Genomic DNA, 15,087 nt, shown 5'->3' on the forward strand with positions numbered 1-15,087 from the left:
CGCGACGCCTCGCCAGCCTCCCGCCGCCGTGCCACTCTGGCGCAAAAGCGGGAGGAGTGAACATGACCGACAGGACGATCGTCACCTGCGCGCTGACGGGCTCCTTCGACACGCCGAAGAAGAACCCGGCCGTGCCGGTGACGCCCGAGCAGATCGCCCGATCCGCCCTCGACGCCGCCTCGGCGGGGGCGGCCATCGTCCACATCCACGTTCGCGATCCCGAGACCGGGGCGCCGAGCATGGAGCTCGCCCTCTATCGCGAGGTCGTGGAGCGCATCCGCGAGCGCAACGGAGACGTCATCCTCAACCTCACCACGGGCGCGGGCGGACGCTTCGTGCCGGGCGAGCCGGATCCGGCCGTCGCAGGGCCGGGCACCACCTTCGTCACGCCCGAGGCGCGGACCCGGCATGTCGGCGCGCTGAAGCCCGAGATCTGCACCCTCGACATCGCCACGATGAATTTCGGCGAGCACCTATTCCTCAACACGCCCTCGCACCTGCGGGCGATGGCGCAGGCGATCCGCGAGGCCGGGGTGAAGCCCGAGATCGAGGTGTTCGACCTCGGCCATATCGAGCTCGCCCGGCACCTCATCACGGAGGGGCACCTCGCCCGGCCGCCGCTGTTCCAGCTCTGTCTCGGCATCCCCTGGGGGGCGCCGGCCACGCCCGAGACCCTCGTCGCCCTGCGCGCCCGCCTGCCGGAGGACGCGGTCTGGTCGGCCTTCGGCATCGGCCGGGCCGAGTTCCCGATGCTCGCGGTGGCGGCGGGGATGGGCGGCCATGTCCGCGTCGGGCTGGAGGACAACCTCTATCTCGGGCGGGGGCAGCTCGCCCCGAGCAACGCCGCCCTCGTCGAGAAGGCGGTGAGCCTGCTCGCGCATATCGATCGCACGCCCGCGACGCCGGCCGAGGCGCGGGCGATCCTGGGCCTGACTCCGGGCGCGCTTTCTCAAGCAACGGCATAGGCAACGCCCGAACACGCCGTCTAAGCTGCATCCGTCATGCAAACCCGCCGCACCGAACGCGGCGGGATCGTCATGCCCGATGGGAGAGAGACCGATGCCGACCCGTACCCTCGCGGCGGGGGCGCTCGCAGCGTTCTGCACGCTCGCCGCCGCCCATCTCGAAGCCCATGCCGCCGACCTCGTGCCGGTGAAGATCGGCGTGTTGAACGACCGCTCCGGCGTCTATTTCGACTCGACCGGCGAGGGCGCGGCGGTGGCCGCGCGCATGGCGGTGGAGGATTTCAAGCCCGAGCAGCACGGGCTCAAGGTCGAGGTGATCGCCGCCGACCACCAGAACAAGCCCGATGTCGGCGCCTCCATCGCGCGGCAATGGTACGACCGCGACGGGGTCGATGCGATCTTCGACGTGCCGACCTCCTCGGTGGCGCTCGCCATCGCGCAGATCACCAAGGAAAAGAACAAGGCCTTCGTGAATTCGGGCGGCGGCACCGCCGACCTCACCGGCCCGGCCTGCACGCCGAACACCGTCCACTGGACCTACGACACGGCGGCGCTCGCCAACGGCACCGGCAAGGCGCTGCTGAAGCGCGGCGGCAAATCCTGGTACTTCATCACCGCCGATTACGCCTTCGGCCTCGCGCTCGAACGCGACACCAAGGCGGTGGTGGAGAAGAACGGCGGCAAGGTCGTCGGCGGCGTGCGCACGCCCTTCCCGAACCCGGATTTCTCGTCCTTCCTGCTCCAGGCCCAGGCCTCCGGGGCGCAGGTGATAGGGCTGGCCGATGCCGGCCTCGACGCGGCCAACGCCATCAAGCAGGCGCACGAATTCGGCATCCGCCAGGGCGGGCAGCAGCTCGCGGCCCTGCTCATCGCCATCACCGACATCCACTCGCTGGGCCTCGACGTGGCCCAGGGGCTTCAGTTCACCGCCTCGTTCTACTGGGACCTGAACGACGCCACCCGCGCCTTCGCCGACCGCTTCGCGCAGAAGATGCCGGGCAAGAAGCCGACCTCCTACCAGGCGGGCGTCTATGCCAGCACGCTCCATTACCTGAAGGCCGTGGAGGCCCTGCACTCGGCCAAGGACGGCGCGGCGGTCGTCGCCAAGATGAAGGAGATCCCCACCGACGACCCGCTCTTCGGCAAGGGGACGATCCGCCCGGACGGGCGCAAGATCCACCCGATGTACCTGTTCGAGGCGAAGGCGCCCGCCGAGTCGAAGGGCGAGTGGGACCTCTACAAGGTGCTGGAGACGATCCCCGCCGATCAGGCCTTCCGCCCGATGAGCGAAGGCGGCTGCCCAATGATCGCGAAGTAGCGCGCAAGTCTTGCCGGGGGCGCGATGATAATGTCCTCCGGCAAATACTTCCGCCCTCTGCAAGGCACGAAGCCCACGGGGAAAGGTTCCCGTGAACGGCGAGAATAAAGCCGGGACCCGCGGAGCGTGGCCGGGGTTTGCTCGGTATGGCCGCCCTTCCTACCCTGGCCATTCGACCGTCCGCAGGAGATCCGATCGCCATGGCGACCAAGCAGAAGACGCTTCACGACGCGTTCTACGAGACGCTCAAGGATGTCTATTACGCCGAGAAGCAATCGGTGAAGGCGCTCAAGAAATCCGCCAAGGCGGCGGAGCACGACGAGCTCCGGCAGGCCTTCGAGACCCACGCCGAGGAGAGCGCCCATCAGGTCGAGCGCCTGACACAGGTCTTCGAGATCATCGGCAAGCCTGCCCGGTCCAAGACCTGCGAGGCGATGCAGGGCATCACCTCGGAGATGGAGGAGGATCTGGAGGATTTCGGCGACAGCCCGGCGGCCGATGCCGTCCTGGCCGCCTGCGCCCAGGCGGTCGAGCATTACGAGATCGCCCGCTACGGCACGCTGAAGACCTGGGCGAGCCAGCTCGGCTACGACGACGCGGCGAGCCTCCTCGACGAGACCCTGCAGGAGGAGAAGAAGACCGACGCGCTCCTGTCGAAGATCGCCCAGACCATCAACGTGGCCGGGATCGAGGACGGCGAGGCGAAGGGTGCCAAGGTCAAGGGCAAGGCTGCCCGCTGACGGAAAGGGCGGCGCCCCTCTCGGAGCGCCGCCCTGTCATCGTTCGTGGTGTGAGGCTCAGAACCGGTAGGTGAAATTGCCCTTGACCGCCTGGTCCTGGGCGCGCGAGCCGGTCTGGCCCGTGTAGGCCACGCCGAGCGTCGCGTTCGGCGCGACCCGCAGGTCGAGGCCGACTTCCGCCACCACCGCGTCCCGGTCGATCGGCACGCCCGCCGACAGGAAGGACGGGCCGGTCCCGAAGGACAGCAGCGCCTTCGGCACCACGTCGCCGAAGGCCCGGCGGTAGCCCAGCAGGGCGTGCGCCGAGAGTGGCAGGCCGGTGCCGAAGTCGAAGGCCGTCTGGCCGCGCACGCCCACCGTCAGGGCGCCGAGGTCGTAGTCGCGGGCGAGGCCGCGCAGGGCCGCCACGCCGCCGGTCTCGGCGAAGCCGTCGCGGTGGATGCCGACATAGGCGCCGCCGACGAAGGGCTCGATGTAGGTCGCGGTCGGCTGGACCGGCTGGAGGGCCTCGCCCTTCGACACCAGCGCCACCGGGGCGGGCTGGCCCATGAAGAACTTGTACCCGATCTCGCCGAAGCCCTGCACCGTGTAGCCGCCGTAGCGGCCGGTGGGGGTGTCCGCCACGCCCGGGAAGATCACGGCACGGCGGGTGCGCAGCGACTCGTCCGCGTAGACCGCGCCGAGGCGCACCGACACCGGACCCGTCTCGTAGCCGCCGTAGACGCCACCGAACCCGCTCGTGATGCCCGCCGACTGGAAGCGGCCGGTCGTGTCGAGGGTGTTCTCGGTGTAGCCGCCGACCACGCCGAGCTTGATCCCGCTCGGCAGGCGGACGTCGAGGCCCGCCGCGAAGCCGGCCAGCGTCCGGTCGAGGCCGAAGGCGTTACCGCCGCTCGCGCTGCCGAAGGCGCCGAAGCCCTGGCCCCAGATCCCGACCACGGTCGGGTCGAGGGTCTGCATCGGCACGTTGGCCACCAGCGGCCGGCGACCGGGCAGGTCGGCGGTGTAGGTGGCCGGCAGGCTGCCGAAGCTCAGGCTGTCCGCCGAGCCGGGGGTGGTGCCCCAGCGCAGCCGGTCGAGGATCGCCTCACGGACGAAGAACGCCGTCTCGTAGGACGAGGAGACCGTCGAGCCGTGGATGTCGCCCGCCAGCACGCGGAAGGCGCTCTGCGCCTCCGGCGTGGTCAGGCCCACGGTCGCGCCGTAGATGGCGCTGCCCGGCCCGCCCGCCTGGATCGCATTGGCGACGGAAGCGCCGTTGCGGGTCGTGGCGATGGAGGCGAAGGCGACGTCGTTGCGCGCGAGCGTCAGGTCGACCTCGGTGGGCTGGTAGCGCAGGGTCGGGGTCAGGAAGGCGAAGTTCGAGGTGACGCCCGCGAACTGGCCCGTGACACCGCCGGACGCGTTGAGGATCGCGTACTGCGTGCGCGGGTTGTAGGTGCCGTTCTGCGCCAGCACCTGAACCGTGCCACCCGCGAGCGTGGCGGTCCCGGAGACGATGAGCCGGTCGGACTGCCCCGCCGCGTTGGCCTCGACCTGATAGACCGAGCCCGGCGCGAAAGTGGCGTTGCCGGCCACGTTCAGCGTGCCGATGGAATTGCCCGGCGCCACCGTGCCGCCGGAGAGCGCGGCGAACCCGCCCACCGTGCCGGAGCCGCCGAGGAGGCCGCCGCTGTTGACGATCACCGTGCCGCCGATCGTGCCGTTGGCGTAGAGGGCGCCGCCGTTGCCGATGCTCACGCCGGTGTTGAGCCGGTCGGTCGGGTCCATCGCCAGGGTGCCGGTGACGTTCCCGAAATAGCCGGCGGCCGAGTAGAGGTCGAGGCGTGCCCAGTAGCTCAGCGCCGTGCCGTAGAAGGCGGTGAGCGCGTTGCCCTCGGTGTTGACGATGATCTGGTTGATCGTCCCCGTGGAGAGCTGGCCGTAGAGGCCGCCGTTCGGCGCGAGGGTCTTCGCCGCGCTCGTGCTGCCGCCGTAGAGCGGAGCCAGCAGAATCGAGGCGTCGGGTCCGCCGGCCGGGGCCTGCTCGCGGGGCGCCTGGGCGAAGGTCAGGGTCGGCAGGCCGTAGGTCAGGCGGGACTGGTAGAGCGCCTGGTTGGCCGCGTTGGGCAGGTAGGGGTTGTTGGTGGTGTTCGCCGCGCTGTTGGCACAGGCGGCGACGGTGTTGCCGCACTGGGCCGAGAGGTAGCTCTGCAACTCGGCCTGCGCCGCCGTGAACAGGCTCGGCATGTTGATCGCCGTGCCGGTCGTCGCGGCGTTGTTGATGTAGGCCGGGTTCGTGAAGGCCTGGGCGAGGTCGTAGGCCGAGAAGGCCCGCGAGGCGATGATGTCCAGCGGGTAGTGCACGCCCAGCACGATGCGGCTGTTGGCGTAGTCGGACGCCCGCAGCAGCATGTTCTGGTATTCCTGCGGCACCAGCATCGCGAGCAGGTAGCCGTCGGTATAGGCGTATTGCGTGTGCCCGCTCGGGAAGGACGGGTTGGTGGCGATGCCGTTCAGCGCGGTCGGATCGAACACGTTGTACTGGCTCTGCGACACCTGGATCGGCCGCGACGAGCCGTAGACATCCTGCCCCGCTTGCGTATTGCGCACGCCGTAGGCGAGGTCGAGCACGCTGTCGTAGCGGTTCGGCAGGGTGCCGGGCGTGCCCGCGGCGCCGGCCGGCGAGCCGGCGGGGATCGTGTAGGGGCCGGTCGGCAGGGTGTAGCCGGCGGGCGCCACGGCCGGGACCGGGACATAGCCCGCGGGCGTCGTGCTCGGGTTCGTGGCCGCACCGTTGGCGAAGTAGTTCTTCGCCACGCCGAGATCGGCGCTGAACACACTGTAGGCCTGGTTCAGCAGGTTGAACGTCGCCGTCAGGGGGCCGCTATTGGCGGTGCTGGCGCGGATGCCGGTCTGGTAGATCGCGCCGAGCTGGGGTCCGAGGCCGCCCACCGGCTGAAGCGGGGTGAGGCCGCCCGCGCTCTGCGGCGCCTGCGCCGGAAGCCCGCCCGCGAGGTTGTCCGCCGGGCCGAGATTCACCCGCGTGCCGTTGGCCAGCGTGATCGTGGTGGCGAAGGCGGCGCTGCCCGGCAGGGCCTTGTCGCTGATCGCCTTCTGCTGGTCCGCGACGGAGGCACCCTGATTCTGGGCGATGGCCTGCGACAGGTTCAGCTGCAGCGTCTGCTGGCCGATTTGGGTGCCGTTCAGCCCGAGGAACGGGCTGAGCAGGTTCAGAACGTTGACGTTGGACGGTGTGGTGTTGACCGTCTGAGCCTGTGCGGCCGACGTGCCGAACGCCGCCAAGGCGAGCGCGGCGAGCGATACACTCTGTTTGAAGTCCATGGTAGTCCCCGACCGGCTGGTCCCCGGATGCGGGCTGTTTAACCAAAGATTAGCTTGTGGATTTCGTCATAATCCCGTCATAAGTCAAAATCGCTCAAAGAGTTGCCGTGTTGCAACAAATTACAATTTAAGTCGGCTAATCACCCAATACTACATTCTCTTGCTAACGAGTTCTTCGGCCCGGTCGTCCGGCTCGCGCCCGGCCGCCTTGAGGAGGGGGATGACTCCAGCCGCATCCTTCGCCACGAGATAGCTGAGGTCTAGCCCGTCGCGAATAAACCCGTGGGCACGCATGTGGTCGAACAGGCCAAGTAATGGCGCCCAGAACTCGTCCACCGAAACCAGCACGACCGGCTTCTTGTGCCGCCCGAGCTGCGCCCAGGTCAGTTGCTCCACCAGTTCCTCCAGCGTGCCGATTCCGCCGGGGAGGGTGACGAAGGCGTCCGAGCGCTCGAACATCAGGCGCTTGCGGGTGTGCATGTCCGGCACGACGATGGTCTCGTCGACGGCGTCCAGCATGTTCTCGCGGGCCTGGAGGAAGTCGGGAATGATGCCGGTGACGTGGCCGCCCGCTTCGAGGACGGCGCGGGCGACGGTGCCCATCAGCCCGACATCGCCGCCGCCGTAGACGAGGGACATCCCGGCTTGCGCGAGCGCGGTGCCGAGCTGCTGCGCCGCCTCCCGGAAGGCCGGATTCTTGCCGAACCCGGAACCGCAATAGACACAGACCGTCCTCACCAGGGCCATCCGGCGCCCTCCTTCGCGCATTCTGGGGGCCGCCCCGGAGGTCCCGCTTCCGGGTGAGATTGCAGCAAAGTGCTGAATTCCCGCAGGATTCACCAACCACAAGGGTGGGGCGGCTTGGTGCCCGGCCCGTGTACGTTATTATAGGCCGTACAGTCGACGGGTTTCCACGAGGAGGTCCGCGAAGTTTCGAGTTTTCGTCCCTTCACGGCGGGGCGGCGGGGGAGGCGAACGTGGTGACGACGGGTCGGCTACGGCACGGAATCGTCCTGGCGCTCGCCGGCCTGCTGGCGGGTTTCGGGATCGTGCTGGCCCTTTATTGGGCCGGCGGGTTGTCGCGGGACGAAGCGCCGCCGCAGGACAAGCTGTCGGCCCTGTCCCCCGATGCGACGATGCCGGACAAGGTCCCGAATCCCTCCGCGCCGGACAAGCCGGACGACAAGGCCGCCCCAGAGTCCGCCAAGGCCTCGCCCCCCGGCGAGGAGAAGCCTCTCGGCGCGGATGCGGGCAAGGCAGCCGAGGTCAGCGGGGCGCCGAGCTTCGACATCGTCCGCGTCGAGCCGAACGGCGACGCGGTGGTGGCGGGCCGGGGCCGGCCGAACACGGTCGTGGAGATGCTGGTCGACGGCAAACCCGTCGCCAAGGCGCTGGCCGATCCGAATGGCCAGTTCGCCATCGTCCCGCCGGCCCTGCCGAAGGGGTCGAGCGAGATCGTGCTGCGCTCCAGGACGGCGGACGGCCAGGAATCCCGCTCGCCGCAGAGCGTCGCCGTTTCGGTCTCGCCCGAGGGCAAGAGCCGGCCCCTGGTCGCCCTCACGGCCCCCGACGCGCCGACCGTGGTGCTGTCCCAGCCGGGGACACCCGAAACACCCGCCGCCGGCCGGGTGGACAAGCCCGCCGGCGAAGGGGGAACGAACCCCGGCGTGACGACGGGCCAGAGGGAAGTGGGTCAGGCCGGGAAGCCGGCCCCGGATGCGCCGACCCGCATTGTCAGCGTCGATGCCGAGCCCGGCGGGCGCCTGTTCGTGACGGGCACCGGCAAGCCAGGCACCGACGTGCGGCTTTACCTCAACGACACGCTCATCGCCCCGGCGCGGATCGGCGCGGACGGCCGCGTGACCTTCACCATCGGCAAGGGAGTCGCGCAGGGGCAGTATCAAGTGCGGATCGATGAGTTCGATCCCAGGACCGGACGCGTCCTGCGCCGGGCCGAGGTGCCTTTCGCCATGCCCCAGCAGGTCGCGGAGGCGCCCAGGGCCGATCCGGGCAAGAGCGACCATGGAATGGGCGATCGCGGAAGGGGCGCGCTCGCCAAGCCGGAGCAGAAGCCCGACCAGAAGGCCCAGGCCCCCGGGACCGCCCCCGCCAAGCCGGGGGCGGGCGTCGCCGCGTCCGCGCAACGCAGCGAGCCCATGGTTGCCACGACCCCACCCTCGCAGAGCGCGATGGGCGGCATCGAGCCCCCGTCGACGCCGGGTGCGGTGTTCGTGCCCGCCATCGCCACCGCCCGGATCACCCGAGGCGACAACCTCTGGCAGATCAGCAAGCGGATCTACGGCCGCGGCGAGCGCTACACCGTGATCTACGACGCCAACCAAGCGCAGATCCGCGACCCGGACCTGATCTATCCCGGCCAGATCTTCGTGCTGCCGGACGACCGGCGCGGGTAGGGCGCCCCGCCGGGCGGGGTGCGGGAGCGCCCGCACGTGCCTATATGCGCCTTAATCCCGCGCCAGAACCCCGCCCATGTCCGATGCCATCCCGTCCCCATCCGGGACGAATCCACCCGCTCGTCCCGGCCTGATCGCGACCTACCGCCGCCTGTGGCCGCATCTCTGGCCGCATGGGCGGCCGGACCTGCAGCGGCGGGTGTTCGTCGCCTTCGGATTGCTCCTCGTCGCGAAGGTCGCGACGATGGTGACGCCCTTCACCTTCAAATGGGCCACCGACGCCCTGGTGGCGGCGGTGGGCGGACAGGAAAAGGTCGTGCCCGCCGGGCTGATCGCCGCGCCGATGCTGCTGATCGGCCTCTACGGCCTGTCGCGCGTGGCGATGGCGCTGCTCACCCAGGTCCGCGACGGGCTGTTCGCCAAGGTGGCGATGCACGCGGTGCGGCGCCTCGCCCTGCTCACCTTCACCCACATGCACGCCCTGTCCCTGCGCTTCCACCTGGAGCGCAAGACCGGCGGTCTCACCCGCGTGCTGGAGCGGGGGCGCTCCGGCATCGAGGAATTGTCGCGCCTGATGGTGCTGACGCTGGTGCCGACCATCGTCGAGTTCGCGCTGGTGCTCGGCATCCTCGCCTACGAGTTCGACTGGCTCTACGCACTCACCGCCTTCCTCACGGTCGCCGCCTACCTCGCCTACACCTACAAGGCGACGGAATGGCGGATCGCGATCCGCCGCCGGATGAACGCGTCCGATACCGACGCCAACACCAAGGCCGTCGATTCGCTGCTCAACTACGAGACGGTGAAGTTTTTCGGCGCGGAGGCCCGCGAGACCGCCCGCTACGACCTGTCGATGGCCAAATACGAAAAAGCCTCGACGCAGACCTACGTCTCGCTCGCGGTGCTCAATGCCGGGCAGGCGGCGATCTTCACCGCCGGCATGACCGTGGTGATGTGGCTCGCGGCGCGGGACATTCTGGCCGGGCGCACCACGATCGGCGGCTTCGTGCTGGCCAACACCATGCTGGTGCAGCTCTCGATGCCGCTCAACTTCATGGGCATGATCTACCGGGAGATCAAACAGGCCCTCATCGACATCGACGACATGTTCCGCATCCTCGGGCAGAACCCCGAGATCGCCGACAGGCCGGGGGCGAAGCCCCTGGCCGTGACGGGCGGCACGGTGCGGTTCGAGGACGTGCGCTTCGCCTATACGCCGGAGCGGCCGATCCTGCGGGGCGTCTCCTTCGAGGTGAAGCCGGGCCAGACGGTGGCCATCGTCGGTCCCTCGGGGGCGGGCAAGTCGACCCTCTCCCGTCTGCTGTTCCGGTTCTACGAGCCGCAATCCGGCCGGATCAGCATCGATGGGCAGGACATCGCCGCCGTCACGCAGGAATCCCTGCGTGCCGCCATCGGCATGGTCCCGCAGGACACGGTGCTGTTCAACGATACGATCGGCTACAACATCCGCTACGGCCGCCCCGAGGCGAGCGATGCCGAGGTGCAGGAGGCGGCGCAGCTCGCCCAGATCGACCGCTTCATCTCCGGCCTGCCGGAGGGCTACGAGACGCCGGTCGGCGAGCGCGGCCTGAAGCTGTCGGGCGGCGAGAAGCAGCGGGTGGCCATCGCCCGCACGATCCTGAAGGGGCCGCCGATCCTCGTCCTCGACGAGGCGACCTCGGCGCTCGATTCCTTCACCGAATCGGAGATCCAGGGCGCCCTCGACCGGGTGGCGCAGGGGCGCACGACCCTGGTGATCGCCCACCGGCTCTCCACCGTGGTCAACGCCGACGCGATCCTCGTCCTCGACCGGGGGGTGATCGCCGAGCGCGGCACCCACGGGGAGTTGCTGGAACGCGGCGGGATCTACGCCGCCCTGTGGAACCGCCAGCGGGAGGTCGATGCCGCCCGTCAGGTGCTCGCCCGGGATGCCGACGGCGCCTTGCTCCCGCCCGTCCGCGCCGAGGCCGTACCGGCGGAGTGAGGCGAACAGCGGGTTCTCCTCTCCCCGCCTGTGGGGAGAGGAGAGCCGTTTCACCACGGCCACCGGACCTATGCATACAAAATCCGGCCCGCCCGTCCCGGCCGGGATTAACACCGGTCCTGAAGCGATATACCCCTGACGCAACACGGCCCAGCAAGAAGGCCGGTCGGACGTCGTTCTGTCCTGGGGAGAGTATCGTGATCAGACATCTGCTGGCGGCCTGCGCCGCCGCCGTCGTGCTCGCCGCGCCGGCCCGCGCCGAGGACGTCGTGCGCCTCGGCAACCTCAAGTTCGCCCATTACGGCGCCATCTCCTACATGAAGGAGATCGCCCCGAAATACGGCCTGAAGATCGACGAGCGCCAGTTCGCCAAGGGCGCCGACATCTACCCCGCGATGGCGGTGGACCAAATCGACATCGCGGCCTCCGGCGGCGACGGCGCGGTCGCGGCGCGGGGCAACGGCGTGAAGCTCCTCGTGGTGGCGGGCTTCGCCGATGGCGGCGTGCGCATCCTCAAGCGGCCGGACCTACCCGCAAAGACCGCGGCCGACCTGAAGGGCCTCAAGGTCGCCACCGTCCGCGGCGGCACGCAGGATCTGATGCTGCTCGCCGAGCTCGACAAGCACGGGATGACGTGGTCCGAGCGGCCCGGCAAGGACGTGCAACTCACCTACTTCAACAACTACGCCGACCTGAACCAGGCGCTGGCGCAGAAATACGTCGACGTGATCTGCCAGTCGGAGCCGCAATCGACGCAGGCGATCAGCGCCGGCTGGGGCGTCGAGTTGGTGAAGCCCTACGACACGCCCATCGGCAAGCCGGTGCGCCCCCTCGTCATGACAGAGAAGATGTACACCGAGCGCCCGGAAGTCGCGCAGAAGGTGCTGAACCTCTTCGTGGCCGCGACCAAGGCCTTCATCGACGATCCGGCGCTGGCCGAGAAATACGTGCGCGAGCAGGTGTTCAAGGGCCAGCTGTCCGCCCAGGATTTTCGCGACGGCATGGCCAATGCCAGCTACACCTACGTGATGCCGGCCGGGCACATGCAAACCACGGCCGATTACATGGTGAAGTACGGCCTCGGGAAGATGCAGAACCCGCCGAAATCCGACGCCGAGTGGGTCAAGCTCGACCTGCTCGAGAAGGCCAAGGCCAACCTGAAGGTCAACTGAGCCGATGGCGCTCTCGTCCTTCCGTGGTGTCCTGGTCCCGGTGACGCTGCTCCTCCTGTGGGAGGTCATGAGCCGGACCGGCGTGGTCTCCCCCGTGGTGCTGCCCCCGCCCTCCATGGTGGCGGTGAAGTGGTGGGCGGGGCTCCAGCCGGCGCTGCCCTACGATCCTGGCCAGGAGAGCTATCTCTCCTGGCTGTTCTCCGGCGAGATGCCGCACGACGCGGTGTCGAGCCTCGGTCGGGTGCTGGCGGGCTTCGCCATCGGCGCCGGGCTCGCCGTACCGACCGGGCTGCTCCTCGGCACCAGCGACAGGCTCTACGGCCTGTTCAACCCGCTGTTGCAGGTGCTGCGGCCGATCCCGCCCATAGCCTATATCCCGCTGGCCATCGTCTGGTTCGGGCTCGGCAACCCGCCGGCCCTGTTCCTGATCGCGCTGGGGACGTTCTTCCCGGTGCTGGTGAACACCATCGCCGGGGTACGGCAGGTCGATTCGATCTATATCCGCGCCGCTCGCAACCTCGGGGCGGGGCGCTGGACGATGTTCCGCCGGGTCATCCTGCCCGCCGCCAGCCCCTTCGTGCTGGCGGGGATGCGGATCGGCATCGGCACCGCCTTCATCGTGGTGATCGTCGCCGAGATGATCGCGGTGTCGGACGGGCTCGGCTACCGCATCCTCGAAGCCCGCGAGTACATGTGGTCGGACAAGATCATCGGCGGCATGCTGACGATCGGCGTGCTTGGCCTGATCATCGACGGCGCCATGAGCCGCCTGAACGACCACCTGCTGCGCTGGCACCGCGGCCTCGAACGGTAGGACATCATGTCGGCAGAGATCGTCGTCTCGAACGCCGTCAAGGTGTTCGGCAGCGGCAGCGCGGGCGTGCCCGCGTTGCAGGACATCACCGCCACGGTGCCGGAGGGACAGTTCCTGTGCCTGCTCGGCCCCTCCGGCTGCGGCAAGTCCACCCTGCTCAACGCCATGGCGGGCTTCACCCCGCTCACCTCCGGCGCGATCACCATCGGCGGCAAGCCCGTGCTGGAGCCGGGGCCGGACCGGGGCATGGTGTTCCAGGAATACGCCCTGTTCCCGTGGATGAGCGTCGAGGACAATGTCCGCTTCGGTCTCGACGTGAAGGGCGTGCCGAGGGCGCAAGCCGACGCGACGGTGGCGCGGATCACGGAGAAGCTCGGCCTGTCCGACTTCCTGAAGCGCTATCCGAAGGACCTCTCCGGCGGCATGCGCCAGCGCGTGGCCATTGCCCGCATCCTCGCCCTCGACCCGCCCGTCATGCTGATGGACGAACCCTTCGGCGCCCTCGATGCGCTGACCCGGCGGACCCTTCAGGACGAGTTGCTGCGGATCTGGTCCGAGTACCGCAAGACCATCGTCTTCGTGACGCACTCCATCGAGGAGGCGATCTACCTCGCCGACCGCATTCTGGTGATGACCTACCGGCCCGGCCGCATCAAACGCGATGTGAGCGTGCCGATGCCCCGCCCGCGCGACCCGGCGAGCGCCGAGTTCAACGCGATCAAGCGGGAGCTCGGCCAACTGGTCATGGAGGAGCAGGCCCGTTTCACCGACGCGGAGTTGCACGCGCCGGCGGTGGATTGAAGGGAAGGCTCAGGCCTCACCCGCGCACCTTCACCCCCAGCAGGGCCTCGAACGGCAGGACCATCGCGCCCTTGTCCCGGTCGCCGTGGCCCTGGCGCAGGGCGGTCTGGTAGGTGGCGGTCGCGGCCGCCGTGACGGGGAGGGGGAAGCCGTTCTCGGCCGCCACGGCAGCCGCGCTGACGAGGTCCTTGTACGCCTTGCCCATCGGATAGCCCTCGTCGAACTCGCCCCTGAGGATGCGCGGCACGAAGTATTGCGAGGCGTAGCTCCGGCTGGTGCCGGTGGTGACGACTTGGGCCAGTTGGGCCGGATCGAGCCCCATCGCCACGGCCATCGGCAGCACCTCGGCCAGCGCCGCGATGTTGATGTCGTAGAGCACGTTGTTGACCGTCTTGGTGAGCTGCCCCGCCCCCGCCGGCCCCATGTGCAGCACCGTCGCGCCGAACCGGTCGAGGAGCGGGCGCACCCGCGCGAACACCTCCGACGCGCCGCCGCACATTACGGTGAGCGTCCCCGCTTCGGCCCCGGCCGGCGCGCCCGAGACCGGTGCGTCGAGGAAGCGCCGCCCGCCCGCCTCCAGCGCCCCGCCGATGCGCAGGGCGTCGGCATGGGTCGTGGTGCTGAGATCGACCACGACAGCGCCCGGCGCGAGGTGCTCAGCCACGCCGTCCGGCCCGAACAGGGCCGCCTCCACCACTGCCCCATCCGGCAGGCACAGGAACAGCACGTCGGCCCCCGCGATCCGGCCCCGGTCGGTGGAGGCGACGAGCCGTGGGCCGTCGAGGCCGGCAAGGCGGGCTGGATCGGCATCGAAAGCCGTGACAGTCTCGTGCCCCTTGGCCGCGAGATGCCGGGCGATGGGCGCGCCCATGGCGCCGAGGCCGAGGAAGGCGATGTGCTGGCTCATGGGCGCCTGAACTCCAAAGGGAATCGCTTCTTTTCCTAGCGATGGCGTGTATCATGCCGCCATGACCGAGCTACTGGAACGAGCCATCGCGCGCGTCCGCGCGCTCCCGGAAGCCATGCAGGACGATGCTGCGCGGATGCTGCTGGTGTTCGCCAGCGGCGAGGGCGAACCGGTGTATCACCTGTCTCCCGAAGAAGAGGCGTCGCTGGCGAAGTCGCGCGCCCAAGCCGCGCGCGGGGAGTTCGCTTCGGACGAGCAGGTTCGGGCGCTTTGGGCGAAGTATGGCGCGTGAAGCTCCGTTTCACACCGGACGCTCTTGCCGAGATCGATGCCGTCCTCGGCGGCATTGCCGATAAGTCGCCGATAGGGGCTTCGAATGTCCGACGACGAATCGAAGCCACTCTGGACCGGCTGATCGATCACCCCCTTTGCGGCGCCCGCACCAGTTCGCCGCCGCTGCGCCGTATCCTGGTCCGGCCTTACCCCTATCTGATCTTCTACGAACCGAGGGACGACGCGGTCATCGTGATCGCCGTGCGGCATGCTGCCCGGGATCCGTTTTCGATGCCCGGCGACCAACCCGATACCGACCCCAAAAGTTGACGCCGGCCTAACGGACTGCCATCCGCCCGGCAGAGATCCGACGCC

At 69.2% G+C, this 15,087-nt stretch carries 13 protein-coding genes; 10 read left to right on the forward strand and 3 right to left on the reverse strand.

Annotation, left to right across the window (positions count from 1 at the left end; translation table 11 throughout):
• Positions 1 to 62: 62 nt before the first annotated feature.
• From ACS5Q7_RS01305 to ACS5Q7_RS01315, 3 genes are all read left to right on the forward strand, one after another.
• Positions 63 to 965, forward strand: a complete 903-nt coding sequence (locus ACS5Q7_RS01305; RefSeq protein WP_478337622.1) for a beta-keto acid cleavage family enzyme — start codon at positions 63 to 65, stop codon at positions 963 to 965.
• Positions 966 to 1,059: 94 nt separating this feature from the next.
• Complete coding sequence (locus tag ACS5Q7_RS01310; protein ID WP_478337623.1) at positions 1,060 to 2,283, forward strand: ABC transporter substrate-binding protein; 1,224 nt, start codon at positions 1,060 to 1,062, stop codon at positions 2,281 to 2,283.
• 200 nt (positions 2,284 to 2,483) lie between these two features.
• Positions 2,484 to 3,023, forward strand: coding sequence for a YciE/YciF ferroxidase family protein (locus ACS5Q7_RS01315; RefSeq protein WP_478337624.1), 540 nt, complete (start codon positions 2,484 to 2,486; stop codon positions 3,021 to 3,023).
• A gap of 57 nt (positions 3,024 to 3,080) precedes the next feature.
• Here the strand turns inward: ACS5Q7_RS01315 and ACS5Q7_RS01320 are convergent, their stop codons facing one another.
• Together ACS5Q7_RS01320 and ACS5Q7_RS01325 are read right to left on the reverse strand one after the other, a co-directional pair.
• Entirely contained in the window at positions 3,081 to 6,347 is a 3,267-nt protein-coding gene (locus ACS5Q7_RS01320) for an autotransporter family protein (protein ID WP_478337625.1), read from the reverse strand.
• A gap of 150 nt (positions 6,348 to 6,497) precedes the next feature.
• Complete coding sequence (locus ACS5Q7_RS01325) at positions 6,498 to 7,094, reverse strand: LOG family protein (RefSeq protein ID WP_478337626.1); 597 nt, start codon at positions 7,092 to 7,094, stop codon at positions 6,498 to 6,500.
• A 233-nt stretch (positions 7,095 to 7,327) separates the two neighbouring features.
• Between ACS5Q7_RS01325 and ACS5Q7_RS01330 the strand changes: the two genes are divergently transcribed.
• From ACS5Q7_RS01330 to ACS5Q7_RS01350, 5 genes are all read left to right on the forward strand, one after another.
• A complete protein-coding gene (locus ACS5Q7_RS01330; RefSeq protein WP_478337627.1) occupies positions 7,328 to 8,761 on the forward strand; it encodes a LysM peptidoglycan-binding domain-containing protein in 1,434 nt (477 codons plus the stop codon).
• Between the two features lie 76 nt (positions 8,762 to 8,837).
• On the forward strand, positions 8,838 to 10,745 hold the full coding sequence (locus tag ACS5Q7_RS01335; protein WP_478337628.1) for an ABCB family ABC transporter ATP-binding protein/permease: 1,908 nt from the start codon (positions 8,838 to 8,840) through the stop codon (positions 10,743 to 10,745).
• 200 nt (positions 10,746 to 10,945) lie between these two features.
• A complete protein-coding gene (locus ACS5Q7_RS01340; protein ID WP_478338006.1) occupies positions 10,946 to 11,917 on the forward strand; it encodes an ABC transporter substrate-binding protein in 972 nt (323 codons plus the stop codon).
• Between the two features lie 4 nt (positions 11,918 to 11,921).
• A complete protein-coding gene (locus tag ACS5Q7_RS01345) occupies positions 11,922 to 12,731 on the forward strand; it encodes an ABC transporter permease (RefSeq protein ID WP_478337629.1) in 810 nt (269 codons plus the stop codon).
• Between the two features lie 6 nt (positions 12,732 to 12,737).
• Positions 12,738 to 13,532: an ABC transporter ATP-binding protein gene (locus tag ACS5Q7_RS01350; RefSeq protein ID WP_478337630.1), complete on the forward strand. Its 795-nt coding sequence runs from the start codon at positions 12,738 to 12,740 to the stop codon at positions 13,530 to 13,532.
• A 16-nt stretch (positions 13,533 to 13,548) separates the two neighbouring features.
• Here the strand turns inward: ACS5Q7_RS01350 and ACS5Q7_RS01355 are convergent, their stop codons facing one another.
• Complete coding sequence (locus ACS5Q7_RS01355) at positions 13,549 to 14,439, reverse strand: NAD(P)-dependent oxidoreductase (protein WP_478337631.1); 891 nt, start codon at positions 14,437 to 14,439, stop codon at positions 13,549 to 13,551.
• A gap of 61 nt (positions 14,440 to 14,500) precedes the next feature.
• On the opposite strand from ACS5Q7_RS01355, the gene ACS5Q7_RS01360 reads away from it, so the two are divergent.
• Entirely contained in the window at positions 14,501 to 14,731 is a 231-nt protein-coding gene (locus ACS5Q7_RS01360; RefSeq protein ID WP_478337632.1) for a hypothetical protein, read from the forward strand.
• Positions 14,728 to 15,042, forward strand: coding sequence for a type II toxin-antitoxin system RelE/ParE family toxin (locus ACS5Q7_RS01365; RefSeq protein WP_478337633.1), 315 nt, complete (start codon positions 14,728 to 14,730; stop codon positions 15,040 to 15,042). The genes ACS5Q7_RS01360 and ACS5Q7_RS01365 overlap by 4 nt, the downstream gene beginning before the upstream one ends.
• The last annotated feature ends 45 nt before the right edge of the window (positions 15,043 to 15,087 follow it).

This window comes from Methylobacterium sp. Gmos3, assembly GCF_056430985.1.